This window comes from Helicobacter cetorum MIT 00-7128 (assembly GCF_000259255.1).
Lineage (GTDB): Bacteria > Campylobacterota > Campylobacteria > Campylobacterales > Helicobacteraceae > Helicobacter > Helicobacter cetorum_B.
In genome coordinates, this window is sequence record NC_017737.1 from 1,454,924 (window position 1) to 1,480,095 (window position 25,172).

21 protein-coding genes are annotated in these 25,172 nt (G+C 35.0%); 9 read left to right on the forward strand and 12 right to left on the reverse strand.

Annotation, left to right across the window (positions count from 1 at the left end; genetic code table 11):
• Nucleotides 1–213 precede the first annotated feature (213 nt).
• The 8 genes from HCW_RS06725 to HCW_RS06760 form a co-directional block, all read right to left on the reverse strand.
• Nucleotides 214–1,176, reverse strand: a complete 963-nt coding sequence (locus HCW_RS06725; protein ID WP_014661474.1) for an LPP20 family lipoprotein — start codon at nt 1,174–1,176, stop codon at nt 214–216.
• The gene (locus HCW_RS06730; RefSeq protein WP_014661475.1) at nt 1,173–1,505 is read right to left on the reverse strand and encodes a hypothetical protein; all 333 of its coding nucleotides are present in this window, start codon (nt 1,503–1,505) and stop codon (nt 1,173–1,175) included. The genes HCW_RS06725 and HCW_RS06730 overlap by 4 nt, the downstream gene beginning before the upstream one ends.
• A gap of 25 nt (nt 1,506–1,530) precedes the next feature.
• On the reverse strand, nt 1,531–2,055 hold the full coding sequence (locus HCW_RS06735) for an LPP20 family lipoprotein (protein ID WP_014661476.1): 525 nt from the start codon (nt 2,053–2,055) through the stop codon (nt 1,531–1,533).
• A gap of 19 nt (nt 2,056–2,074) precedes the next feature.
• Nucleotides 2,075–2,704 (reverse strand): penicillin-binding protein activator LpoB, encoded by a 630-nt coding sequence (gene lpoB / locus HCW_RS06740; protein ID WP_014661477.1) that lies wholly within the window; start codon nt 2,702–2,704, stop codon nt 2,075–2,077.
• Between the two features lie 106 nt (nt 2,705–2,810).
• Nucleotides 2,811–3,329: a membrane protein gene (locus HCW_RS06745; RefSeq protein WP_014661478.1), complete on the reverse strand. Its 519-nt coding sequence runs from the start codon at nt 3,327–3,329 to the stop codon at nt 2,811–2,813.
• A complete protein-coding gene (locus tag HCW_RS06750) occupies nt 3,329–4,501 on the reverse strand; it encodes a glutathionylspermidine synthase family protein (RefSeq protein WP_014661479.1) in 1,173 nt (390 codons plus the stop codon). The genes HCW_RS06745 and HCW_RS06750 overlap by 1 nt, the downstream gene beginning before the upstream one ends.
• Before the next feature lie 68 nt (nt 4,502–4,569).
• Nucleotides 4,570–5,217, reverse strand: a complete 648-nt coding sequence (locus HCW_RS06755; protein ID WP_014661480.1) for a UPF0323 family lipoprotein — start codon at nt 5,215–5,217, stop codon at nt 4,570–4,572.
• Nucleotides 5,214–6,014: a thiol:disulfide interchange protein DsbC gene (locus HCW_RS06760; RefSeq protein WP_014661481.1), complete on the reverse strand. Its 801-nt coding sequence runs from the start codon at nt 6,012–6,014 to the stop codon at nt 5,214–5,216. Before HCW_RS06760 ends, HCW_RS06755 begins: the two co-directional genes overlap by 4 nt.
• A 118-nt stretch (nt 6,015–6,132) precedes the next feature.
• On the opposite strand from HCW_RS06760, the gene kdsB reads away from it, so the two are divergent.
• The 3 genes from kdsB to thiC all read left to right on the forward strand — a co-directional run bounded on the left by kdsB (nt 6,133) and on the right by thiC (nt 9,837).
• A complete protein-coding gene (gene kdsB, locus HCW_RS06765) occupies nt 6,133–6,849 on the forward strand; it encodes a 3-deoxy-manno-octulosonate cytidylyltransferase (RefSeq protein ID WP_014661482.1) in 717 nt (238 codons plus the stop codon).
• Nucleotides 6,850–7,056: 207 nt separating this feature from the next.
• Complete coding sequence (gene glnA / locus HCW_RS06770; RefSeq protein ID WP_014661483.1) at nt 7,057–8,496, forward strand: type I glutamate--ammonia ligase; 1,440 nt, start codon at nt 7,057–7,059, stop codon at nt 8,494–8,496.
• A 9-nt stretch (nt 8,497–8,505) separates the two neighbouring features.
• Nucleotides 8,506–9,837, forward strand: a complete 1,332-nt coding sequence (gene thiC / locus HCW_RS06775; RefSeq protein ID WP_014661484.1) for a phosphomethylpyrimidine synthase ThiC — start codon at nt 8,506–8,508, stop codon at nt 9,835–9,837.
• Between the two features lie 479 nt (nt 9,838–10,316).
• Here thiC and HCW_RS06780 read toward each other — a convergent pair whose 3' ends face one another.
• The 4 genes from HCW_RS06780 to pyrB all read right to left on the reverse strand — a co-directional run bounded on the left by HCW_RS06780 (nt 10,317) and on the right by pyrB (nt 15,745).
• A complete protein-coding gene (locus HCW_RS06780; protein ID WP_014661485.1) occupies nt 10,317–12,716 on the reverse strand; it encodes an outer membrane protein in 2,400 nt (799 codons plus the stop codon).
• Nucleotides 12,697–12,909, reverse strand: a complete 213-nt coding sequence (locus HCW_RS06785) for a hypothetical protein (RefSeq protein WP_014661120.1) — start codon at nt 12,907–12,909, stop codon at nt 12,697–12,699. Before HCW_RS06785 ends, HCW_RS06780 begins: the two co-directional genes overlap by 20 nt.
• A gap of 148 nt (nt 12,910–13,057) precedes the next feature.
• Nucleotides 13,058–14,515, reverse strand: a complete 1,458-nt coding sequence (locus tag HCW_RS06790) for an outer membrane family protein (RefSeq protein ID WP_014661486.1) — start codon at nt 14,513–14,515, stop codon at nt 13,058–13,060.
• Nucleotides 14,516–14,812: 297 nt separating this feature from the next.
• Nucleotides 14,813–15,745: an aspartate carbamoyltransferase gene (gene pyrB / locus HCW_RS06795; RefSeq protein WP_014661487.1), complete on the reverse strand. Its 933-nt coding sequence runs from the start codon at nt 15,743–15,745 to the stop codon at nt 14,813–14,815.
• A 102-nt stretch (nt 15,746–15,847) separates the two neighbouring features.
• Between pyrB and HCW_RS06800 the strand changes: the two genes are divergently transcribed.
• The 6 genes from HCW_RS06800 to HCW_RS06825 are packed head-to-tail and all read left to right on the forward strand — an operon-like array spanning nt 15,848 to nt 24,819.
• Nucleotides 15,848–16,363 (forward strand): hypothetical protein, encoded by a 516-nt coding sequence (locus HCW_RS06800; protein WP_196794380.1) that lies wholly within the window; start codon nt 15,848–15,850, stop codon nt 16,361–16,363.
• 3 nt (nt 16,364–16,366) lie between these two features.
• Nucleotides 16,367–17,074 carry a TlyA family RNA methyltransferase gene (locus tag HCW_RS06805; RefSeq protein WP_014661489.1) on the forward strand — a complete coding sequence of 236 codons (708 nt, stop codon included), beginning with the start codon at nt 16,367–16,369 and terminating at the stop codon, nt 17,072–17,074.
• Nucleotides 17,040–17,888 carry a bifunctional riboflavin kinase/FAD synthetase gene (locus tag HCW_RS06810; RefSeq protein WP_014661490.1) on the forward strand — a complete coding sequence of 283 codons (849 nt, stop codon included), beginning with the start codon at nt 17,040–17,042 and terminating at the stop codon, nt 17,886–17,888. The genes HCW_RS06805 and HCW_RS06810 overlap by 35 nt, the downstream gene beginning before the upstream one ends.
• Before the next feature lie 36 nt (nt 17,889–17,924).
• Nucleotides 17,925–19,850: a transketolase gene (gene tkt / locus HCW_RS06815; RefSeq protein ID WP_014661491.1), complete on the forward strand. Its 1,926-nt coding sequence runs from the start codon at nt 17,925–17,927 to the stop codon at nt 19,848–19,850.
• Nucleotides 19,847–22,165, forward strand: coding sequence for a PD-(D/E)XK nuclease family protein (locus tag HCW_RS06820; RefSeq protein WP_014661492.1), 2,319 nt, complete (start codon nt 19,847–19,849; stop codon nt 22,163–22,165). The genes tkt and HCW_RS06820 overlap by 4 nt, the downstream gene beginning before the upstream one ends.
• A complete protein-coding gene (locus HCW_RS06825; RefSeq protein WP_014661493.1) occupies nt 22,162–24,819 on the forward strand; it encodes a DNA translocase FtsK in 2,658 nt (885 codons plus the stop codon). Before HCW_RS06820 ends, HCW_RS06825 begins: the two co-directional genes overlap by 4 nt.
• Nucleotides 24,820–25,172: the final 353 nt, after the last annotated feature.

Genomic DNA, 25,172 nt, shown 5'->3' on the forward strand with positions numbered 1-25,172 from the left:
AAATACACCACCAACAAAAATTTTTATCTTTTAGTATTTTTCAAATGCTCCATATCATGCTGTAGCTATTTAAAATGAATTAAGAGTCATTTTCCTATAGAAAGATATTTTTGACATGCCTTAAGTTGTTTTCAAAGTTGTCCCTATGGATAAGGGGGTGCTAAAAGCTCGTTCTTTCAACTACTTTGACGCCCCTTGATTAGAAAATTAAGCTTAAAATTCTATGGCATTATCCTTAGAATCAATATCGCTATTGCCTTGCCCATCTGAATTCCTATAATCTCTTAGAGACTTAAACACTTCAGCTTTTATCGCCTCTATCGCATCGCCCCTATTGTCTTGCTCTACTTGCAAATTCTTAGTCAAAATGACTTTATCTTGACAATCTTTCACTACAAGATTGACTCCAATATAATCGCCTCCATTTTGAGTATAAATAGTTGTTTGCAAACTATAGAGATGAGGCTCGTTGCTTTCTTGCATTAAACGCATATAAGAGCTATAGATAGCCTCCTTGATTTCCTCATCAACTCCATTAGAAAAGCTCAAACGCACCTTAGGCTTAGGCGTATTGTCCAAATACACTTTTTGATAGCGCTCTAAGGGACTAACTGCTTTATCAAAAGCGCTTAAAATGCTTTGCATAGGCTCTAGCTTTTCAAAAATCTTTTGCATCTTAGACGCCTCTTTTAGAAAAACGCCTTGACAAGACTTGGGCAAAAGAGGGGCTAATTGCGCCCTTAGAGCTAAATAACGCCTTTCTAAATCATTTAAAAATTTTTGCTTATTAAGCTTAAGAATAGTGTAATACAAGCCATTTTTACTCATTCCTTGTCGCACAACTTCTGCATTAAAAAGCGCTAAAGAATCCGTATTTAGTTCAATATTTTGTGCATTCTTAGTAGTAATATGATTATTTTCAAGCTTGGTTGAAAGCGTAGTTTTAGACTTCACATGCACCAAGATAGAACTTGCCAAATCATTTAGCGCCTTTTGTTTAGAGCTTTCTCTATCTCTACCCTCCCCATTGCCATAGAAATAAGCGTTGTCTTGCTTATAGTGCATATACCATTTAGGTGCTTTATCATATTCTTTGGCTTGCATAGCACTTAAAAGAATAGCCCCCAATAAACAAGTAGCACAAGTTCTACTCAACATCAACATAGCTGTTTTCAAGGCTCTTCTCCTTTGACATTTTTTATAAAACTCTTTTTAATCTCAAGTAGCACATAAACCTCTTTGGAACCAATATAGCGTGCTTTGATATTTTTAGCGCTCATTTCTATTGTTGCGGAAGTATCGCTATGCAAGAATGAGAGAATTTTCTCTGTTGCTTGAGTTTTAGCTAAATCTAGCGCATATTCTGTATTACTAGATGTTATAAGACCTTTTCCACAAGCTAAAACACTCTCTTTTTGGACTACAACAATGCACTTTTGAGCCCATTTAGGTAGGCTCTTGGCGCATAGAACTCCCAACAATAATAAAAAGACTAAAAACCGCATAGCTACCCATTAAGTGCTTGCTAGACTATTTTTTCTTTTTATTCATGCCAAGCTCATCACGAACTTTTTGCATAATCTCTCTATCTAAACCAACTAGCACAAATACTCTATCCTTACCCACATATCTTGCTAACATTTTGGTTGCAACTAATTCTTTATCAACTGCTTGCTCAATATGTCTAGTGGTAGTTTGCGATAAATGAGATTCATTAGCGCTAATGTCTTCTTTGAGCTCTTTTTTGAGCTGAGATTTTAAATTTTCAGCTAAATCAGCTTTAGCCTTAGTTTTAGCCGTATCAGTTGCAAACTCTACATTGCCATCAATAATTTTTTCTTCAGCCCTACCTAAGAACACACCTGAATATTCTTTGCCTTGGCTTTTAGCAATCTTATTCAAATCGCCATAAACCCAATCAGGCGCTCCCTTAATGGCTTGTCTGTATTCTTGATTACTCTTGCTTACACCAGACTTAGGAGTAATAGAGCAACCCGCAATTGCTAAAATCGCTGTAGCACTCAAACCTAAAACCAACTTCAAATTCATTTTCATAAAAACTCCTTAATTAAAATTAAAATGAAACATTTCTGTTGCTTGTAATTTTGGCAATATCATAGGTATCACTCCATACTTGCAAGCCACTTTTTAAATCCACCAATTCCAGCGAAAAAACAAATACAACCTTTTGTTTAGTGGCTGAGACACGAGCATTCCTTTGGGTAACCTTACCCATTAAGGATAATTCGGGCGCTTTCAAATGCCCCTTAGAAATTGTGGTATCTTGGTCAAAATCCGCATTATTTCTTAAAGCTCGTGATTTTTCAATCATACTATCAGTCATGCCCCCTGTCCCCGAAACAGAACGAGTAACATAAAAGCGGTTATTAGAACCCTTTTTTAAATCTTGTAAGACTAAATTCGTGAGTTGTTGCACATCAAAATGCTCTGTAGTATCATTAATCACATCAGATACCGCAACAATCCTTTTTCCCTTAGCCATAAGCGCTTTTACGCTCTCATCTGCCAACATGGAATTAACAGCTCTTTTAGCTGAATCTTGAACATCTTCAAAATCCAATCCACCTGTTACATAGCGCTTGGTCTTTTTATCATTTTGACTCACATAAGTTGCAGTCTCTGAGCAACCCACCCAAACTAAGGCACTTGCCAACATTAAAGCCTTGATTTTAAACCTTATCAAACCTATCTTCCTTAAAAATTAACTGAATGGTTACTTCAAAACTATTCTAGTATAAAATAGACATTTTATAGTAACATTTCAAGCAAATTGCTCCCAAATTGCTCTCTCACAATGAAAAAAAGAGTGCCAATGCCATTATGACACTCCCTAAAAAAACGCTTAAAAGCATTTTTTTGGCATTCTTGGTAGCTATCATTAAAAAAGCACTTAGATAAAACAAAAGCAAAAACACACAAAAAATTCCCAAAAGCACCTTAAAAATAATGCCAACTTTAGCTTTGTGGAGCATAACAAGTGCGCCTATAAAACCTCTTTTTATCGTTTTAATAGTAATCTTGCTATCCTTATTTTCCAAACTAACTTCATGCAAGGGCGTGCCTATAATAAGCATTCCTCTATACTCTCTAGGTTCTATTTTTTTAGGTAAAGTTAAATGATTTTCTTTTAAGAAGTTAAGTAAAAATTCTAGGCGTTCGCTCTTAGCTATAGACTTTTCTACAATCCATTCTTGAATACTAGCGTTAGTGTTTTGACGCACTCCAAAGAGCATCAAAAAGCCACTTAGAGCAAAGAGCAACACCAAAGGGAAGAAAAAGGTTGTTGCATAAATATGAAACAATCGCATTACTGAATGATATGACTCACAAATTTAGAAAAATTATCTAAGATTAAGCCCCCTTTTCTAAAACCTAACGCACAAGGCTCATAAGCAAAAAACACATTAGGTTGGTAATACACACCATTATGCGCATTCAATTCATAAAACTCTTGATAGATTGGCTTATGATTAGAATAAATGCCCTCTGTCTTAAACACTGATTGCATAGAAGTATCAAAAATTTCACTATTAGCCCCTTCTCTACCAAAGGCTACCTTTTTAATCTGCTTTTTATTTTTTAAAGGTTCATAGCTTGTTTCTAGTAATAATGGGTGGTTAGGGTATTTATCCCATAAAAGCTTTAAAAAACGCTTAGATTGAAAGAGGATTGTGTAGGCTGGATTTAAAAAAATGGTGTTTTTGTTTTCCATCATGCTTTGCATTAAAAGGGCTAGTTCAGGCTCATCAATGGCAATATTCTCCCAAGGCAAAAGCTTGAATAAAAATTCATAGTTCACACCATTTTTGAATACGCCCTCTTTGGCATTAAATTCCACTTCATCAATATAGGAAAACTCTGTTTCAAACCCCACACTTTGTGCAATGTCTTGCAAAAAGCGCACAGTGCGTTCTTCTTCGGCGTTATCCTTAATGCTTGAAAAAAGGATTTTCCACCCCTCATACATTTCATCAAAACTACTTGTATCTTCGCCTAAAGTAATCATGCGCTTAAAATTTTCACCAATAGCCTCATAGAGATTATTAAATTGTGCGTTCTCATCATAGCCATTAGCTTTGAGTAACGCCCATTGCACTACAGCACTTTCATAAAGCATGGTTGGAGTATCAGCATTAAATTCTAATAATTTAATTGGCTTTCCATCTAATCCCCCCGCTAAATCAAAACGCCCATAAATATGCCAATGCACCTCTTCTTCAAAACTTTGTTTAATCATAGGAATCAGCGCATTAGGAATATCTAGTTCAAAAAAACGCTCATTAGCGATAACATCTTCAGCAGTCTCTACGAACATATCATAAAGCTCATTACAAGCATCATAGTAGACATCAGCCTCTTTTTGGGAAATAGCCACCATTTCATCAGCAATATAAGGCGAATTATCATTATCGGTATGCCATTCTAAACCGATTTCTTCTAAAGTCTCATTATCTAAAGGATTTAAAGGAATTACTTGCATAAACCATCCTTGAATTTAAGTTAAAATTTAAAAAACCTTTTTAAACCAAATCCAACACTACCAAGGGCTTACCCCCCAAAACCACCCCTTGAGTTTGAAGTTGAGCTAAAAGAATTTGATGGCTTACTAGAGCCAAAAAATCCGCTTTTACCCCTACTTGTCGTAGCACTAGGTGCGCTTGTAGAAGTCCCTTTATTGAAAGAATTTTGCGAGCGCTGATAAGCTTGGGGGGATTTATAGTTGCGTTGTGTATTTTGCTGATAATTAGGGTTATTAAATAGCTTATTGCCAATATAACTTCCTAAAATCGCTCCTGCAGCACTACCTAAAATCGCACTCCCTAATCCAAAACCACTGCTCTCGCTCCCATTATTAGGCTGAGTGAGCTTGCTTGTGCCATTATCAATTTTAGCCTCTTCTTCTTTGATGAGTTTTTGAATTTCTTCATCGCTTAAAACCCTTTCATTGCCTTGTAAGTCTCGCACCACAATATGTGTTTTTGCGCTTGGGTATTCTTCGGCAACTTTATAGGTTTTATCTGGTTGCTCTTCTAAAATAACAAAAGCACCTTTTTTAACACTCTCTGTAAGGTTTTTAGTTTGTTGTTGGCTTTCATCATTAGCATTGCCTTTACACCCTACAATACTTACCATAACTAGCGCACTTAAACCCCCAACAATCGCATAGTCAGAGATTTTTCTATAAGGCTTTTTCATTTTTTAGCCTTATATTCATATAAGAAAGGCACATATTTAATCACGCCAGAATCAAAAATCTTCTTAGTGATTGTTTCTACTTTAGTGCGCATACCTGCTGGCTCTTTTTGTGCGTTAATATCATATTGAGTGGAATATACTTTCTCAATGATAGAAATTTTATCTTCTATATTTGCCCCTCTAGCTCTTGCTTGTGTCATTTCCTCTTGAATGATAGCAGCCTTTTTAGCCGAATTAGCTCCAAGCCAACCCACAATAACCATTCTTATAGTATTTTCTTTTAAATGCTCTCTTAGCTTAGTGAGCTCTTTTTGACAATGCGGACACATAGGGTCTGATACAATATAAAGAATTTTATCTCTATTCTTCACATCACTTGATGGAAACTCTATCACATAATCGCTAGGAATCTCTTCAAAAATGGCATTTAATTTACCACTATTTTGTTGCGCTACATTAAAAGATTGGATTTTTTGATTTAGCTCATTAACCATTTGCACATCAGAATCTTTACTGCTAAAAAATAAATTGCTAAGCCCTACAACCAAATTACCATCTTTACTAACTAAAAGGGGAATATGATATTTCGTATCAGGGTCTTCTACAACAGCAATTTTAAATTCGCTTGTAGATTTTAATGTTTTTAGCTCTAAAACATTGATTTTTTTACCCGTTTGTTTCTCAACAACTTTCTTTAAATTGCTTTGCATTAGCTTTTCTTGGGGGTTACTTTTTGTTGGGGTTGCATTCGCTCCTATTGCAAGTAATGCGCTTAACATAACAGCTCTTAATATCATTTAAACAAACTCCTCAATAATAAAAATCTTGAATCATCATTTTCCTAAAAATCTTAGAAATGACAAGTTAAAAATGTGAGTATAATACCACAAAAAAGCCCATTTTAAAGGTTTAAAGATGATTATAATTCCCGCTCGCTTAAAATCTAGTCGTTTTGAAAATAAAGTATTAGCTGATATTTATGGGCTACCTATGATAGTCCGCTCAGCTAAAAATGCCTTATTGGTAGATGACTGCATAGTGGCTTGTGATGATGAAAGTATTTTAGAAATTTGCCAACAACACCACATTAAAGCTGTGCTTACTTCAAAACACCATAATAGTGGGACAGAACGCTGTTTAGAGGCGGCTCAAATTCTAGGGCTTAACAATAATGAAATTATTTTAAATTTACAAGGCGATGAGCCTTTTTTAGAGACTTCTATCATACAAACCTTACTTGAGATTACTAAAAAAGCTCCATTTATGGCAACTTGTGCCAAAGTAATTAATGAAGAAGAGGCCAAAAGCCCTAATTTAGTCAAAGTGGTGCTAGATAGCAATAATTATGCTTTATATTTTTCACGCTCTATTATCCCTTATTTGCGCAATGATTCTAAACGCCAAACCCCTCTTTTAGGGCATATTGGTGTTTATGGTTTTTTTAAAGAAAGCCTAGAAGAATTATGTTCTTTCAAACCTTGTGCGTTAGAAAATATAGAAAAATTGGAGCAATTAAGGGCTTTATATTATCAAAAAAGTATTGCAGTTAGCATAGTTGAAAGCCAAAGCATAGGAATTGACACTAAAGAAGATTTAAAAAAAGCTCTTAATTTCTTTAAAAATAAATCTTAGATAGCTTATGGGGCTATGCCAATTTTAAGCGCTTTTACTCCCACTTGAGATTGTCAAATCAATTTAAATCAAAATTAGTTTGACAACTCATAGATATTTGCCTTGAATAATAGAGGTTATTTTTCAACTCTATGTTATCTGTGTTATAATCGCTACTATTTTAGAAAACTTGTTCTACATGAACAATTTGATTAAAAGGCACTTATAATGAAAATTTGTAATGATGAAAGCAGTATTAAAAAATTTTGGGATTTTTGCAAAGATAACGAAGTAGAATTTGTAGATTTTAGATTCACTGACATTAAAGGCACATGGAATCATATGACTTATTCTTTCAATGCCTTAAATGACGACATGCTTAAAGAAGGGATTCCTTTTGATGCAAGCTCTTTTAAGGCTTGGCAAAGTATAGAGCAATCAGACATGCTCTTGATTCCAGATTTGGTGCGTTATTTTATTGACCCTTTTAGCGCTGATGTAAGTGCGGTTGTTTTTTGTGATATCTATGATGTGTATAAAAATCAGCCTTATGAAAAATGCCCTAGAAGTATCGCTAAAAAAGCCTTACAGCACTTAAAGGATTCTAATTTAGGCGATGTGGCATATTTTGGCGCAGAAAATGAATTTTTTATCTTTGATTCTATTAAGATTAAAGATGCCTCAAACTGCCAATATTATGAAGTAGATAGCGAAGAGGGCGAATGGAACAGAGATAAAAGCTTTGAGGGTGGTGTGAATTATGGTCATAGACCAGGTAAGCAAGGGGGTTATCTACCTGTGCCACCAATGGATTCTATGATGGATATTCGCACTGAAATTGTTAAGGTTTTAAATCAAGTTGGCTTAGAAACCTTTGTAGTCCATCATGAAGTAGCTCAAGGACAAGGCGAAGTGGGCGTAAAATTTGGGGATTTAGTAGAGGCGGCTGATAATGTGCAAAAACTCAAATATGTAGTTAAAATGGTCGCTCATTTAAATGGCAAAACTGCAACTTTTATGCCAAAACCCCTTTATGGTGATAGCGGAAGTGGCATGCATACCCATGTAAGCATTTGGAAAAATAACGAAAACCTTTTTAGCGGTGATACCTACAAAGGTTTAAGCGAATTTGCTTTGCACTTTTTAGGTGGAGTTTTATACCATGCTAGAGGTTTAGCTGCTTTTACCAATGCCTCAACCAACTCTTATAAACGCTTAATTCCGGGATTTGAAGCCCCCTCTATCTTAACTTATTCCGCACAAAATAGAAGCGCAAGCGTGCGTATTCCCTATGGAATTTCAAATAAGAGCGCACGATTAGAATTTAGATTCCCAGATAGCTCTTCAAACCCCTACTTAGCCTTTTCAGCCATTCTTATGGCGGGCATTGATGGGTTTTTGAAAAAGCAAAATCCGGGCGAACCTATGGATATCAATCTTTTCAAGCTAACCTTAGATGAAATTAGAGAAAAAGGCATCAAGCAAATGCCCCACACTCTAAGAAGTGCGTTAGAAGAAATGCTTGCAGACAAAGATTATTTAAAAGAGGGACAAATCTTTAGCGAAGAATTTATCCAAGCTTATCAGTCCCTTAAATTTCATACTGAAGTATTTCCTTGGGAAAGCAAGCCTCACCCCTTTGAATTTATCACAACCTATTCTTGTTAAGGAGTTATAATGCGAACAGAATATTTAAAAAACAGAAAAAACCCACAAACTCAGCTCTACTATGCTAAAAATGGGATTATTACCGAAGAAATGGCTTATATTGCCAATATTGAAAGCATAGAGGCAGAAGTTGTTAGAAAAGAAATTGCTAAAGGGCGCTTGATTGTCCCAGCTAATATCAATCATACCAACTTAAACCCTATGGGTATAGGCATAGCCTTACGCACCAAAATCAATGCTAATATTGGAAGTTCAGCCATTATTCATAGCATTGATGAAGAAGTAGAAAAGCTAAATATATCCATTAAATATGGTGCTGATACGGTTATGGATTTATCCACAGGTGGAGATTTAGACGAAATCAGAAAGGCTATCATTGCTCATTCTAGTGTGCCTATTGGAACCGTGCCTATGTATCAAATCTTACATGATGTCAATAACGATGTGATGAAACTTGATATTCCCACCATGCTAAAAACTTTAGAAAAGCAAGCCAAACAAGGGGTAAGCTACTTTACTATCCATTGTGGGTTTTTACTAGAGCATATGCCCTATGTAAGTAAGCGAAAAATGGGAATTGTGAGTCGTGGAGGGAGCTTAATGGCATCTTGGATGATGCACTATCATAAAGAAAATCCTTTCTACACTGCTTTTGATGATATTTTGGCTATTTGCAAGGAATATGATGTCAGTTTGAGCTTGGGTGATTCTTTGCGTCCGGGTTGTCTAGCCGATGCAAGCGATACAGCGCAATTTGCAGAATTAAAAGTCTTAGGAGAACTTGCTAAAAGAGCTTATGAAAAAGATGTGCAAGTGATGATTGAAGGCCCCGGTCATGTGCCTTTAAATCAAATTGAAAGAAATGTAAGATTACAAAGAGAATATTGTAATGATGCGCCTTTTTATGTTTTAGGGCCATTGGTTACTGATATTGCAGCTGGATATGACCATATCGCTAGTGCTATTGGCGCATGCTTAGCGGCTTATAAAGGAGTGGCTATGCTATGCTATGTAACCCCTAAAGAGCACTTGGGCTTACCTAATGCCAAAGATGTAAGAGAGGGCATTATTGCGTATAAAATCGCTGCTCATGCTGCTGATATTGCTAGAGGAAGAGTGGGTGCGAGAGTGAGAGATGACTTGATGAGTGATGCAAGATATGCGTTTGAATGGAACAAGCAATTTGAACTAGCCTTAGACCCAGAAAGAGCTAAAGAATATCACGATGAAGCATTACCAGAAGAAGTCTTTAAGGGAGCAGAATTTTGCTCTATGTGTGGTCCTAAGTTCTGTAGCTACAAAGTAAGCCAAGATATTTTCAAAAACTATCAAGCAGGATAAATAACCATAAAACCATGTGCTAAAGCACATGGTTTTATCATAGTCTAATGCAAAAACTTGTATCAATCTTTTTATCTTACCCTCTCACAGCTTTTTATAATCAATATCTTAAAAAAACAAAAAGTTTAATAACCCTTAAGCTCTCTTATCAATAATTTATTTTTATTAAAACTCCCCCTAGAAAAACACTTAACACACCTTGACATTCATATGAGCGCATTAAGTTTGTGTATTGACAAAAGCTAAGCAAAAAATGATTAGAGTTTGGGCATTATTTTAAAAAATGTTGTATTTTAAGACAAAACAAAAGAATTAAGATTTTGTGTTTGTATAGATATATAGGGTTTGCTTAGGGGGTTTATTAAATACCCCAAACATAAGAGTTTTTAAAATATTGGTTTATGTGTTCTTATTTTTCAAAAATCTAAAAAGCCATAAAGCTTTTTAAACTATTAGCCTTATTGCTTGTTCCCTTAATCCTAAAACCCCCACACATACCCAACATAATAAACATACTCTCTTTTATAATTCACTTTATAATTAGCTACATCAATATATCTTTGACTAAGCATAGGAATCTTTACTCCTAATTCAATACCATGATGACTAAGAATATTAGTTCTTAATCCAAAATCAAACAAACATTGAAAATGAGTCGCTCTAATTTTATCTTTCATACTACTAGAATAATTTCTAGTAGCTAACCATGAATTACCAGCAATTTGAAAACCACCAAAGATTCCATAACTAGCTAGTTTATTTTCAAAGATATTCACTAGAATATCTAAACCTACACCATAAGTAAGCATGTTCATATTAACTTGATTAGTGTTTCTTTGACTTAAGACTCCATAGTTATAATCTAAGAAAGCATAATATCTTAATCCAAATTGTCCGTATTTCTTTTTACTTTCTCTATTGCCTTTAATATAATGATTAAACATTTGTTTATAGCCACCCTTGATTCCAAAGCCTAGCATATAACCTTGTTGTTTGCTTTCTATAACTTTATCATTGTTAGTGAATGTAGTCGTAGGTGAGCTTAAGTAGTTCATGTTATTAAACATACTCGCTAAAGTGCTCAGACTTGCTAAGGCTATGGGTTTAGAAACTTGTAGAGTATTGTAGGTAGCTTGGTGTTGTTGAGAGAGAGTATTAGTAGAGTTGGTGGGTAGAGCCATAAAAGTAAAATGCAAGGTTTGTTGGTCAGCTTTGGGTAGAGATGTGTTGATATTGTTAAGGATTTGCTTGATTTGGTTTTTATTAAGGTAACTTCCACCTTGTTGGTAATGTGGGTTATTTTTCCATTGCTCGTTATAGAAATTACCAAAGCTTTGAATTGCCACACCTATTTCTTTAGGATTATGAGAGTTAAGGGCGTTAGCTATGTTGCCCATATTGTTCCACCAATCTGAAACAGCATGATAGAGTTGTTGTGGGGTTTTTATTTTAGGCGTATATTGGTATTCACTGCAGTTGCCACTGCAACCATCAGCAGGCACAAATGAACCACTAATAACAACGCTTGAATTTTCCTTAACACCATTTTTTGTTTGACCACTAAGAACAGTAATATGCACTGTAGTTGGGCTATTCATAACAATACCCCACATCCATGCACTTAGTTGCATGTTAAAATTAGAGCTTTGGGCATCATAAATAGGAATATCTGTAAGCATTTTATCAATAATATTAAGGGCTTGTTGCTTATCATTTGAATTGGCTAAAGCACTAATCTTATTTTTTAATGTTGTCATGGCTGAAGTAAAAGCACTTGCACTACCTATAGCGTCGGCAGTCTCCATAGTTTTTTGAAATTCATTGCTGGCTTTATTAAGGAGTTGCTTATAGGTTGGAATAAGTTTGGGGTCTATCTTTTCTATTAAATTTTGCAAAGTAGGAGGTGATACAAGTTTGCCACAATCATTAGACTTAAAAGCACAACCATTATAAACTTCATTACTAAAGAAATTGACATATTGTTTTCTAAAGTGTTGGAACGCATAGCTTAGTGCGTAAGCGTAATTCACATCTTTTTGATTTTTAGCTATGCCTTGTAGCATTTGAAAGAGCATAAGAGAGTTGATACCAAAGTTAGGGGTCAAATAGGCATGTGGAGTTATTTTTGCACCTTCATTTTCGCTCCACCCTATAAGCCCATTTTGTAAAATCTCTTTATCTGTAATGGTGTCATTCCTACCGATAGTGTTTGCATTCAAATCATCAATGATTGTTTTTAAACTTTCAGTTATGCTTGAGCTATTGAATGCTTGATTAGAGTTTAAAGCACTTAAAATACTTTGAACCTTTGTTTTTATGGTATTTAGAGTTATGTTATGCTGAAATCCTTGTTGATAATATTGACCATTCATCATGCCATTTAACTCTTCTAAATAACCCTCCAAATACCCCTTAATAGATGAAAGTCTTAAACTATCAAGGCTTTTAAGCACTTCTGTAGTAGAGGTAGGGCTAGAATGAGTGGCGTAGTTATTTGTTATAAGTGTTGGTTGTTCTTTAGAATGTGTTTGAATAAGATTAGTAGTTGGATTATTTTTTATAAGTTGCAATAATTCATTGGTTTGAATCATCACTAAACCTAAGCTCATAATGCCCACACCATTTTGAGTGATTCCTGCATTTAATTGCAAGCTTTTAGCTAGATTTTCTATTTGAGGGTTTTTAAACAAGCTAGGGTCTTGTTGTAAAGCTTGTAAAACATTGATAGCTTGTTTTTGAATGTTTAGTTGAGCGAGTTGTGTTTTTTGCTCTGCTGTAGCACTACTACCTAAAGTGTTTATTTGGTTTTGTAAATTTGTGATTTGACTAGAGACACCATTAGAAAGCGTGTCTAATTGATTAGAGTTTAGTAAAGGCACCTTTAGGGGAGAATATATACCCCCCCCCCAAAGAATCGTTGGGGTTGTAGTTAGGATTAGTCATAGAAGAGTTTTCTTTCATTTGTGCCATTTGATAGTTAGCTCCAAGAAAGAAAGAGCTTTCTTCAGCCATTAAAGAACTAGCTAGACTTAAACTTAAGGCACTAAAAAGTTTTATGGTGTGATGAGACATAAGAATTTCCTTTTTTAAAATGATTTTACGAATGAAAATAAGCTTGAATTGTAGCAGAAAATGGAGATAAGGGGAGAAAAAATTGAAAATTTTAAAAAATTAGGAAGAGGGTTAAACTCCAAATAGGTTTATACCCTTCCAAATAAACTTAAAATTTGGCGCTTAAAGTAGTCATTAAATGGCTTCTATCTGAATAAAGGGCTTTAGAGCCGGGTGTTGGCATATAGCTACCCACCATATAACCTGAATGAGTCATCACTCCAAAATATTCTAATTTTAAATTTGCGGATAAATTCTTAGTGATTTTATAACCCACATTCACTGCTACGCTCGCCTCATTAGCAATCGTGCTACTTGTCCAGCGCCATAATGTGCCCCATAAAAACTTCTTATGCACGCCTCCGCCAAAGACCCACCCTGAAATCGCATCTTCTGTAACCACATGGCTCATAGACTGACCAATATCATAAACGCTATTAGCCCAAAAATCTATGCCTAAAGGATTTCCTGTAGTTCCAATGTAGGCATTAGCGTTCTTCCAAACCTTATAAAATGCCCCACCAAAATTAAACTCGTTATAATCAAATCGCTGTCTAATAAGCAAACTTTGCCCAGCTGTTCCCGCTCTAGCCGCATAGCGATAATTGCCACGCACTAAAGGCGCATGCACAGGAAGTAAAATTATCGCTTTAGTTTCAGACCTAAAGCCCACGCCATCAAAATTAGGGTTTGTATCATAGCCTAAGATAACACCCGGGCTATAGTAAGTCCCCGGAGAAAATTGGAAAAAAGGATTAATGCTAATACCTTTTCTTTCATAAGTGTAGCTTAAAAGATGAATACCATAATTCACGGTTCTTCGCACACTACCATCGGCATATTTTAATTGAACGGTTCTTGGAGAATAGAAATCATAGAGATATTGCCCATAAGCAAATGCCCTTCCCCATGAGCTAAACCACCACATTTTGTGTGTTCCTTCACTCTTATCTTTGAATTTAGTGCTAATCTCAAAGCCTTGTGTATAGCCACTCATATAAGGCGCACTAGATTCATAACGACCGCCTTTAATCTTTAAAATATCTTTATAGCGATATTCCAAATACGCATTATTAAAGACATAGTTACGGCGAATTTTATTCATTTTGGCATTCCCACATGCCTCTGAATCAATCACTTTACCATCACTTCCTAAAGCACATTGATGGATACTGCCCCCATCTAATTGAGCTGATTTACCCCCTAGATAACCATTCCAATAACCAATATAGTTGTAAATGACAGAGCCACCTTGATTAAACTTCGTGCTATCATAAGCCACCCCACCAATTGTGCCCCCTACTTTAGCCTCTAAAGAATGCCCTGAATTTTTAAGATGATTAGAGAGCATGTCTAAAAAAATATTTCCTTGACCTACAGTTGTTACAAAAGTTTCTGTAGGATAAATTCCTTTCTCTACATTAATTTTATTATTATTAAAACCCACTTTAGAAAAAGACTCAGCCTGAATACTAATCTTATAATCATACGCTCCTAAACTTGAAAGCAAGCCTAAAGAGCACAACCCATAAAAAACTTTATTCCTCAAAAGCGCACTATTTTTCATGTTTAAATTCCTTATCATTATCAAGTAGCACCTATTCTTTAAGAAAGGCAACAAAAACACAATTCCCATTAACAACAGCTTTTAAATGACTAATTTTTAAATTAAAGAACAATAGCTAAGTTATCCGTTGATTTACTTTCCAAGAAACTTAACTACACTAAAGATTATAATTGAAAATTTTTAAATTTGCATTAAAAATGAGATAAACAAAGAGAGATTAAAAAGAATTTATGATAATTTTTCACACATTAGCTTAAGAAAGCTTAAGTTTTTCAAACCTAATTTCTTAAGGCAATTTTATTTTGAAGATGCGAGTAAAAATTCCAATACCGCCATGCGTATTGCTACGCCATTTTTAACTTGCTCTAAGACCTTACAGCGCTCATCTTCTAGCATGGCACTTTCTATGTCAATATCCCTATGCACTGGGCCTGGGTGCAAGATTATCACTTCTTTATTCTTGGCATATTTTTCTAGCCTTTCTTTAGTAATACAATAAGTGTTGCCATAATCTTGTAAGCTTGCAAAAATGGGTGTATTATGGCGCTCAGTCTGGGTTCTTAGACTCATAATAATATCTGCAAATTCAAGCGCCTCTTCAATCTTATGCGTAGTTCTTAAAGAAGTTGTAGGGAGCATAGAGCTTGGAGCACACAACATCATCTCAAGCCCAAATCTTTGAAGTAACTTAATGTTACTATTTGCTACTCTTGAATTTTTTACATCACCTATAAAAGCGATTTTCTTTCCTTTCAAATTTTCTAATTTATTACCAAAATGCTTATAAATGGTGAGTAAATCTAATAATGCTTGAGTAGGATGAGCGCTCACACCACTTCCGGCATTTATAAGTGGACATTGAGAAAACTCTACTAATTTAAAAGGTGCACTTGAAAAAGCATGGCGCATAATCATCGCACTTGGTTGCATAGCATGAATATTTTTAAAAGTATCTATTAAGGTCTCCCCCTTTGAAGTAGAGCTAGTTTGCATGTTTAGTTTGACAAATTTTGCCCCTAATCTTAAGCTTGCAATCTCAAAGCTAGACACTGTTCTAGTGGAATTTTCAAAAAACAAAGCCACGATAATTTTATCTTGCATTTTTTCTTTTGTCTCTAAAGACACCGCATTAAAATCATCGCTATATCTGCTTGCTTTTTCTAATAAGAACTTAATTTCATCAACGCTTAAATCGCTTGTTTGGAGCAAATGACGGCATTTTTTTGGCATAAAACCCCCTTTTGGCTATAATAATGACTTATTTTAGCTAAATTTAGTGGTGTTTTTAAGGGCTATAAGCCTTAAAAATTGCTCTTCATCTTAACAAGGGATTTGATTTTGCAAAACTTCTTGAAAACTTGCTTTTTTTTGCTCTTTTTTTGTGGGTGTGTGAGTAATTTTAGCGAAGACACTTACACGCTAGATTTTGTGCAAGAAAAAAAGATTCAAGCAAGCAGAAAAGGCGAAATTACTCAAGACAATGTCCCTATCATCACTGCTATTGCTACGCATTTAAATGATGTGGATAATGGCACTTATCACTACCATGAGTATTTTTTAGTGGAAATTTTCACGCAAAATCAAGAATGGCTTAATAATGATTATATCTCTTATAAGCTTTTTGGCAGAAAGCCTATTGGTGTTGAACCTTTATGGGAGCGTGAAGTCAATAAGGAAGAATTTGATGGCATTTTAGAGACTACAAACAAATGGAGCAGAGCCTTTTTGCTTGCCTTTCCTAAATTAGATTATTTAGCAGTCAAAGAGGCTAAATTAGAACTAGATGCTTATAATCTAGGCACGATTATTTTTAATTTTGCCTATCAAGTTCCTTTGCCACAATTCTAAAAAATGCGATTAGATTACACCTTATTTAACAAAAAATTAGTGAGTAGCAGAGAAAAGGCTAAGGCTTTAATTTTAAAAAAACAAGTTTTAGTCAATAAGGTAGTAATCTCTAAACCATCTTTTATCATTAAAGATAGCGATGAAGTTGAGTTAATCGCTAAAAATCTGTTTGTCAGTAGAGCTGGGGAAAAATTAGGGGCTTTTTTAGAAACCCATAACATAGATTTTAAGAATAAGATTATTTTAGATGTAGGAGCGAGTAAGGGGGGCTTTAGCGAAGTCTCTCTTTTAAAAGGAGCTCAAAAAGTGCTGTGCGTTGATGTGGGGAAAATGCAATTAGATGAGAGTTTGAAAAATAACAAGCGCATAGAGTGTTATGAAGAATGCGATATTAGAGCCTTTAAAACACTAGAAAAAATTGATTTATTGCTTTGTGATGTGAGCTTTATTTCATTATATTGTATTTTAGAAGCGATTTTAGCTTTAAGCGGTGAGTTTTTGGTGCTTTTCAAACCACAATTTGAAGTGGGTAGAGAGATTAAACGCAATAAAAAGGGGGTTGTTATGGATACAAAAGCCATTTTTAACGCCTTAGAAAACTTTAAAAACTATTTAAAAACACAGAATATGCAAGTCTTAAATATTCAAGAAAGCTTAGTGAAAGGTAAAAACGGGAATGTTGAATTTTTTATCCATTTCAAGCGAACCTAAGATTAAAAGCCTAGCTATCGGTAAATTTGATGGCTTGCATTTAGGGCATAAGGCTCTTTTTAGAGAATTAAAAGAACCAAAAGCGCTTTTAATCATAGAAAAAGAAAATTACACTAGACCATATTTAACCCCCCTAAACTATCGCTCTAAACTCATTGATATGCCCTTATTTTTTGTGTTTTTGGAAAAAATTTCGCATTTGAGTGCTTTAGAATTTTTAGAGCTTTTAAAAAACAAGTTTCCACATTTAGAACGCCTAGTGGTAGGCTATGATTTTAGGTTTGGATACAAACGAGAAAATGATGCCTTATTTTTAAAAGAGCATTTCAAAGAGACTATTATTGTGCCTGAAGTGAAGATTGAAAATGTTAGCGTGCATTCTAAAATGATAAAACTAGCCTTAAATAATGGGGACTTGCTTTTAGCTAACAAACTCTTAGGTAGGCATTATGAAGTGCTTGGAGAAGTCATTAAGGGACAAGGCTTAGGGCATAAAGAATTAGTGCCTACTTTAAATTTGAAAACAAAAGATTTTATTCTTCCTAGCTTTGGAGTGTATGCAAGCTTAGCTAAGATTGAGAATCAAATTGATAAAAGCGTGAGTTTTTTGGGCAATCGCTTGAGCACGGATAAAAACTTCGCCATAGAATGCCATGTGCTTGATAGGACAATAGAAAACCCACCTAAAGAACTCACTCTGCAATTTGTAGAAAAGATAAGAGATAACATGCCCTTTAATTCCTTAAAAGAGCTTAAAAACCAAATTCAAAAAGACATTTTAATTGCCAAAGAGATTTTAGGTAATTTGTGTTAAAATGAACCCTAAAAAACTTTAAAAATGGAAAAATTTATGCAATTTAGTAACGCTGATTTAGAACAATTAAAAAACATGGCTACCACACTACGCTTTTTGTGTGCAGACATGGTGGATAAGGCTAATAGTGGGCATCCTGGCGTGTGCTTGGGGTTAGCTGATATAATGGTAGTTTTAGGCTTGCATTTAAATCTTAATCCTACTAACCCTAAATGGCTTAATAGAGATAGATTAGTTTTTAGTGGGGGGCATGCAAGTGCGTTAGCTTATAGCCTACTGCATTTATGGGGTTTTAATTTAAGCCTAGAAGATTTAAAGAATTTTAGGCAATTAGATTCTATTACTCCGGGACACCCCGAATTACACCACACAGAAGGCATTGAAATCACTACAGGTCCTTTAGGGCAAGGCTTTGCTAATGCTGTGGGCTTTAGCATGGCTAGTAAATACGCTCAAAACCTTTTGAATAAAGAAGTCATTTCTCATAAGATTTATTGTTTGTGCGGGGATGGGGATTTGCAAGAAGGCATTAGCTATGAGAGTGCGTCTCTAGCGGGACATCATAACCTTAATAATCTTATTGTAATTTATGATAGCAACCAAATTAGTATTGAAGGCTCTACTCAAATCAGCTTTAGCGAAGATGTCAAAAAGCGTTTTTTAGCCCAAAATTGGGAAGTGCTAGAATGCGATGGGCATAACTATCAAGCCATTAATGACGCCTTGAAAGAGGCTAAAAAAGCCACTAAACCCACTCTTTTAATCGCCCACACAATTATTGGCAAGGGGGCTATTGGCTTAGAAGGAAGTGAAAAAACGCATGGTTCACCCTTAAATAAAGAAGTTTTAAAACAATCCAAAGAAAACGCTCATTTCAATCCTAATGAAAGTTTTGTCATTGATTCAAAAGTTAGAATGCATTTTGAAGATGTAAAGGTTAGGGGCATTAGCTTAGAAGCTTTATGGGAAAAATCCTTAAGCCCTAGCCTAAAAGAAAAAATTCATGCTTTAAAGAATTTTGATTTTAATACTATCAACTACCCCACTTTTAAAGAAGGCGAGAGCCTAGCCACTAGAGTGAGTAATGGAATGATTTTAAACGCTATTGCTAAAGAATATGAAGGCTTTTTAGGGGGGAGTGCGGATTTAGCCCCTTCTAATAACACGCATTTAAAACATTCTAGTGATTTTCCATTAGGACAAAACTTGCATTTTGGAATTAGAGAGCATGCCATGGGGGCTATTACTAATGCTCTAGCTACTTATGGCTTATTTGTGCCATTTTGTGCGACCTTTTTTGTATTTAGCGATTATTTAATGCCAAGCATGCGTTTAAGCGCTTTGATGAAGTTAAAAGCCCTTTTTATTTTTACGCATGATAGTATCGGTGTGGGTGAAGATGGAGCTACACACCAGCCTATAGAGCAACTAAGCCATTTACGCTCTTTAGTTAATTTCTATGCTTTTAGACCAAGCGATGCTTTTGAAAATACCGCTTGCATGCAGGTGGCATTAAGCCTAAATGCCCCTAGTGGCTTTATTTTATCTCGCCAAAACTTGCCTGTGCTTAATGAAGTGTCTAAGGAGCAAGTTTTAAAAGGGGCGTATGTTAAACGCCACGCTAAAAACCCTGTAATCACGCTTGTTGCAAGTGGGAGCGAAGTATCTCTCGCTCTAGAGAGTGCTAAAAAATTAGAACAAGTTAATATCCAAGCTCAAGTAGTGAGTGTGCCATGCTTTGACTTACTCATAGAACAAGATGAAAGCTATTTTAAAGAGCTTTTTAAGGGTAAAGTCTTAGTCGTTGAGGCAAGTCGTGGTTTAGAATGGTATCGTTTTGCTGATAAAGTCATTAGCATGGATTGTTTTGGAAGTTCAGGTAAGGGCGATAAGCTCTTTGAAAAATTTGGCTTTAATATTGAAAATATTATTACTCAAACTAAAGAATTACTCAACGCATGAATTTAGAAAAACTTTTTTCACAAAAAGCCCCCCTATTTGTTTTTAGCTCTACAAGGCGTTTAAAAAACTTCTATTTAGAGCAAGGCGAAGGGTTTTTGCCAAATGCCATGAGTATGGGGGGCTTTTTTGAACAAGCTTTTTATGTGCCTAATAAAAAGAAAATTCCTCAAAGCGTGCGTCAAATTTTAATGATAGACACCATTAAAGAAATTGCTAGAGAAAAAAGTGCTATGCTTGAAGGGCTTTTGCTTTTTGAAAACAGCTTTTTGGGATACTTAGAAAGCACTTCTTTTTTATTTGATTTGTTTGATGAATTAAGCTCAGCTTGCATTAAACTTAATGAAATTTCTCTTAAAGACACTTACTTAGACTACGAACAGCATTTAGAAGTCTTAGAAATGATTTATCAACGCTATGTCAAAAAGCTAGAAAAACTAGGGCTTTATGACAAGATTATGCAAGAAAAACCAAAGCTTTTAGAAGAATTTTTCACCCATTTTTCATCTATTGAATGGCATTTAGACGGCTTTATGAGCGTTTTTGAAAGACAATGTTTGCTAGAAGTCGCCCACTTAGTGCCTATTACTCTACACATCACTTGCGATAAATACAATCAAAAATTTTTAGAATTTTTAAATTTGAAATTAGAAGTAGATTGTGATTATTCTATAGATTTTAAAAGTCAAAAAATCCTTTCTGCAACTCCTAATACCAAAAAAATAGAACCACGCCTTTATGCAAACTCTAGCCCCTTAAAACAAAGTGCCTTGATTTTACAAACCATAGAAGAGTATTTGCAAAAAAATAACGACCCTAATAAAATGGCGATTATCACTCCAGATGCTGATTTTTTGCCTTTTTTAAAACTCTTAGACAAGCATAATAATTTGAATTTTGCTATGGGCTTGGGGGCTAAAAATTGCCCTTATTACACAGAGCTTAAGAATGAATTAGAAAAATTAGAAGAGAATGATTTTAATAATAACTTGACCCCCTTAGTTCATTTAGAAAATCTCACGCTTTCACTTTTAGAAAAGCAAAGCTCCAAAGAACGCACCCTTTTAAAAGAAACACATTCTAAAATCATGCACCACTATCATTTATTACAAGATACGCTTAAAAACTATAGTTTTAAGGATTTATTGCGTTTGTATTTGCAAGAGTTTGAAGAGAATTATCGCCTAGATGATTCTAGTGGAGGTAAGGTGCGTGTTATGGATACCCTAGAAACAAGGGGCATGCATTTTGAAAAAATCGTTATTGCTAATTTTAATGAAGCTAATGTGCCTAATCTTAAAGATTGCGACTTGTTTTTAAACTCTAATTTGAGAAAATTACTTGGCTTGCCCACTTTATTAGATAAGAAAAACTTACAAAAACACTACTATTACCAGCTCTTTAAAAACTCTAAAGAAATTGTGCTTTCTTATATAGAGAGCGAAACTTCAAAAGTCTCTAGCATGCTTTTGGAATTAGAACTAGACTTAGAGCCTATAAGAGACGCTTACACGCTTTTTGCAAAAAGCACTCTTAAAGCCTATCAAGAAGAAGAAATCATTGACACTATTTCTAAAGATTTTTGTTTTAGTGCTAGTTCACTAAACACTTTTTTAACTTGTAAGCGTCAATTCTATTATTACTATATCAAGCAATTTAGAGAAAGCCCCAAAGAAGAAACTAATAGTGCTGTGGGTAGTTTGCTCCATGAATTGTTAAAAATGGCGTATGAAAACAACAAAAACCCCCATTTATTAGAAGAAAGGCTTACTCAGCTCTTGGAAAAAAAAGAAAATATCACCCAAAAAGAGCGTTTAGACACTCTTGTAGCCATTAAAAAAATCCAAGCCTTTTATGCTAACGAGCAACAACGCTTTAACCAACAAATCAATATCCTTGAGCTTGAAAAAGGCTTTGAAACAACCATTAATGGCATTACTTTCAAAGGACGCATAGATAGAATTGATGAAGATAATCATCATAGCACCCTTTTACTAGACTATAAATTCAAATCCAAAGTAGAACCAAGCGTAATTAAAACTTCTATAGATGAAATGCTTGAAACTTGCACGGATTATCAAATGGCTATTTATGCGTTTGCTCTTAAAAATCTAGGTTATAAAGAGCCTATAAAAGCGTTCTTTTATGATTTAAGAAGGGGTGAGTTAGTGGAAGAAGAGGAGCTTATCTTAAGGGCTAAAATGAATTATTTAGAGCATACTCTTATCCCCCTACTCAAGCAAGAAATTGATTTTTCTAAGACTTTAGAAACTAAAGCTTGTGATTTTTGCTCTTTTAAAGATATGTGTAATAGATGAAATCTAAAAAACTTTACTTAGCTTTAATTTTGGGGGCGATTTTAGTGTTTCTAACCCTGTCTTCATGGCTAGGCAATAGCGGATTAGTGGGGCGTTTTGGGGTGTGGTTTGCTACGCTTAATAAAGAATATTTTGGGTATTTAGCGCTTTTTAATTTGCCTTATTTAATCTATTTTTTAGTCTTTTTATACAAAAGCGCCCCCCCTATTTCTACCATAGAAAAAACACTTGAAAAAACTTTGGGGCATTTATTAGGGGTTTTATCCCTATTGCTCTTACAATCTAACCTTTTTGATAAAGGCGAAATTGGTAATAGCGTGTGCTTGTTCTTACGCCCTTTTATAGGGAATTTTGGCATTGATATACTCATTTTTTTAATGGCATTAATTTCTTATCTCATTTTGTTTAAATTGCCTTCAAAGAGTATTTTTACCCCCTATATTCTAAAATTACAATCCTTTTTAAAACAAGTTTATGAGCAATGTTTGCAAGCTTTTATCCCTAAAAGAGATTCACATTTGCCTCATAGTTTAGATGAATTAGAATTACCCCCTATTGAAAAAACAAAACCACAAATCACAAAAGAAGATTTGCAAGAATCAAACGAGCCTAAAGAACCCTTAAATAACGACCCCCTTATTGCTATTCCTACTCCCTATAATAGCACCCTAAACAACCTAGAATCCCCCAAAGGCTCAGTTCAAATCTCTTCTAATGTGCCTACTGATTTTGTGATTTATCCTAATAGAAATAAGCTCATTGATAAAGATTACAACCAAGCAGAAAGTCAAGCCAAGCAAGTTACCCCGCCACAAGTTAGCCCAAAGGCTCAAATTAGCCCAACAACGCACACCCAAAAAGAGATTACAACAGAAGTTAAAAAAGAAAAAGCGCCTATTAAAAAAGAAGAAACAAGCCCTAAAGAAGACATGACATTACTTGAAACTTCTTTTGAAAAAGAAAATCATCAAAAAACACATGATAATGAAAATATAAACGACACCATTACAAACACCTTAGAAGAAAGCCCTAAAACCCCTAAAGAAAAAGAACTCTTAGAACAACCCAATTTAATGCAAACCCAAAAAGAAGAAAGCAAAATACAAGATGAGAGAAACCAAGAAAACCCAAACATCATAAATAAGCAAGAGCCAACCACAGAAAGCACCAACACCCCTAAAAAACATGTTTTAATCAAAGAGTTAAGCGAAAATAGAGAAATGCTAGATGCCCTAGACTATAATGAAAAGATAGAAAAACCCAAAGATTACGAACTTCCCTCTATAACCTTACTAAATACAATCCCCACACAATCTATCTCACTAGATGAAAACGAAATTGACCAAAAAATCCAAGATTTATTAAGCAAACTCCGCACCTTTAAAATTGATGGCGATATTGTGCGCACCTATTCAGGCCCTATTGTTACAACCTTTGAGTTTCGCCCAGCCCCTAATGTGAAAGTGAGCCGTATTTCTGGCTTAAGCGATGATTTAGCCATGACTTTATGTGCGGAATCTATTCGTATCCAAGCCCCTATTAAGGGCAAAGATGTAGTCGGCATTGAGATTCCTAATTCTCAAAGCCAAATCATTTATCTAAGAGAGATTTTAGAGAGCGAATTGTTTCAAAAATCTAGCTCGCCCTTAACTCTAGCTCTAGGCAAGGACATTGTGGGTAACCCTTTCATCACGGATTTAAAAAAGCTCCCCCACCTACTTATTGCTGGCACTACAGGAAGTGGTAAAAGCGTGGGGGTGAATGCGATGATTTTATCCTTGCTCTATAAAAACCCCCCTGAGCAATTAAAGCTTGTGATGATAGACCCCAAAATGGTAGAATTTAGCATTTATGCAGATATTCCGCATTTACTCACCCCTATTATTACTGACCCCAAAAAAGCTATAGGAGCCTTGCAAAGCGTAGCTAAAGAAATGGAAAGAAGATACTCTTTAATGAGTGAATACAAGGTTAAAACCATAGATTCTTATAACGAACAAGCCAAAAATAATGGCGTTGAGCCATTCCCCTATTTGGTTGTGGTGATTGATGAATTAGCGGATTTAATGATGACAGGGGGCAAAGAGGCAGAATTTCCTATCGCACGAATTGCGCAAATGGGGCGAGCGAGTGGCCTGCATTTAATTGTAGCGACCCAACGCCCAAGCGTAGATGTCGTAACCGGTTTGATTAAAACCAACTTACCCTCAAGAGTGAGCTTTAGAGTAGGCACTAAAATTGATTCTAAAGTGATTTTAGATACTGATGGGGCTCAGAGTTTGTTAGGAAGAGGTGATATGCTCTTTACCCCACCTGGGAGTGTAGGGCTTGTAAGATTGCATGCGCCTTTTGCTAGTGAAGAAGAGATTAAAAACATTGTAGACTTCATTAAAGCCCAAAGAGAAGTAGAATACGATAAAAATTTCTTATTAGAAGAATCTCGCATGCCTTTAAGTGCCTCTAGCAATCAAAATGGGGATATTATGGAGAGAGCTAAAGCCGTGATTTTAGAAGAAAAAAACACTTCCACAAGCTTTTTGCAACGAAAGCTAAAAATCGGCTACAACCAAGCTGCCACCATTACTGATGAATTAGAGGCCCAAGGCTTTTTATCCCCAAGGAACGCTAAAGGGAATAGAGAGATTTTAGGCTGACTTTTGACTTTTTAATCGTTTGCTTACTTTTTTATATCATAATGGAGTGTTCGTATTTTATGGTTGTTTGTCCCATATTGATAAAATTGGTAGCTCTAGGGAAAATAAAATACAAAAATAGAAACCAAGAATCATTGCATTAAAACTCCATATTAAATAAATATTATAGAATAAATAAAAATAATAACCATAAAAACATTTTTTGTTACTCTTTGTTTAGAAAAATATATTACTATCACTTTCTTAAGCAGAAATTCAAGGGTAAAATATTTAATGATTGTTATAAACAAAAGCATTTTTCCACTAATCACCCCCCCCCCCAAGAGAAAACTAGACACACGCCATTTATTGGG

Bases quoted from the DNA above. Each gene is read 5' to 3' on its own strand.
- HCW_RS06730 (WP_014661475.1), bottom strand. From the start codon at position 1,505: ATGCGGTTTTTAGTCTTTTTATTATTGTTGGGAGTTCTATGCGCCAAG.
- HCW_RS06735 (WP_014661476.1), bottom strand. From the start codon at position 2,055: ATGAAAATGAATTTGAAGTTGGTTTTAGGTTTGAGTGCTACAGCGATT.
- HCW_RS06745 (WP_014661478.1), bottom strand. From the start codon at position 3,329: ATGCGATTGTTTCATATTTATGCAACAACCTTTTTCTTCCCTTTGGTG.
- HCW_RS06750 (WP_014661479.1), bottom strand. From the start codon at position 4,501: ATGCAAGTAATTCCTTTAAATCCTTTAGATAATGAGACTTTAGAAGAA.
- HCW_RS06755 (WP_014661480.1), bottom strand. From the start codon at position 5,217: ATGAAAAAGCCTTATAGAAAAATCTCTGACTATGCGATTGTTGGGGGT.
- HCW_RS06760 (WP_014661481.1), bottom strand. From the start codon at position 6,014: ATGATATTAAGAGCTGTTATGTTAAGCGCATTACTTGCAATAGGAGCG.
- kdsB (WP_014661482.1), top strand. From the start codon at position 6,133: ATGATTATAATTCCCGCTCGCTTAAAATCTAGTCGTTTTGAAAATAAA.
- glnA (WP_014661483.1), top strand. From the start codon at position 7,057: ATGAAAATTTGTAATGATGAAAGCAGTATTAAAAAATTTTGGGATTTT.
- thiC (WP_014661484.1), top strand. From the start codon at position 8,506: ATGCGAACAGAATATTTAAAAAACAGAAAAAACCCACAAACTCAGCTC.
- HCW_RS06785 (WP_014661120.1), bottom strand. From the start codon at position 12,909: ATGTCTCATCACACCATAAAACTTTTTAGTGCCTTAAGTTTAAGTCTA.
- HCW_RS06790 (WP_014661486.1), bottom strand. From the start codon at position 14,515: ATGAAAAATAGTGCGCTTTTGAGGAATAAAGTTTTTTATGGGTTGTGC.
- pyrB (WP_014661487.1), bottom strand. From the start codon at position 15,745: ATGCCAAAAAAATGCCGTCATTTGCTCCAAACAAGCGATTTAAGCGTT.
- HCW_RS06805 (WP_014661489.1), top strand. From the start codon at position 16,367: ATGCGATTAGATTACACCTTATTTAACAAAAAATTAGTGAGTAGCAGA.
- HCW_RS06810 (WP_014661490.1), top strand. From the start codon at position 17,040: ATGTTGAATTTTTTATCCATTTCAAGCGAACCTAAGATTAAAAGCCTA.
- tkt (WP_014661491.1), top strand. From the start codon at position 17,925: ATGCAATTTAGTAACGCTGATTTAGAACAATTAAAAAACATGGCTACC.
- HCW_RS06820 (WP_014661492.1), top strand. From the start codon at position 19,847: ATGAATTTAGAAAAACTTTTTTCACAAAAAGCCCCCCTATTTGTTTTT.
- HCW_RS06825 (WP_014661493.1), top strand. From the start codon at position 22,162: ATGAAATCTAAAAAACTTTACTTAGCTTTAATTTTGGGGGCGATTTTA.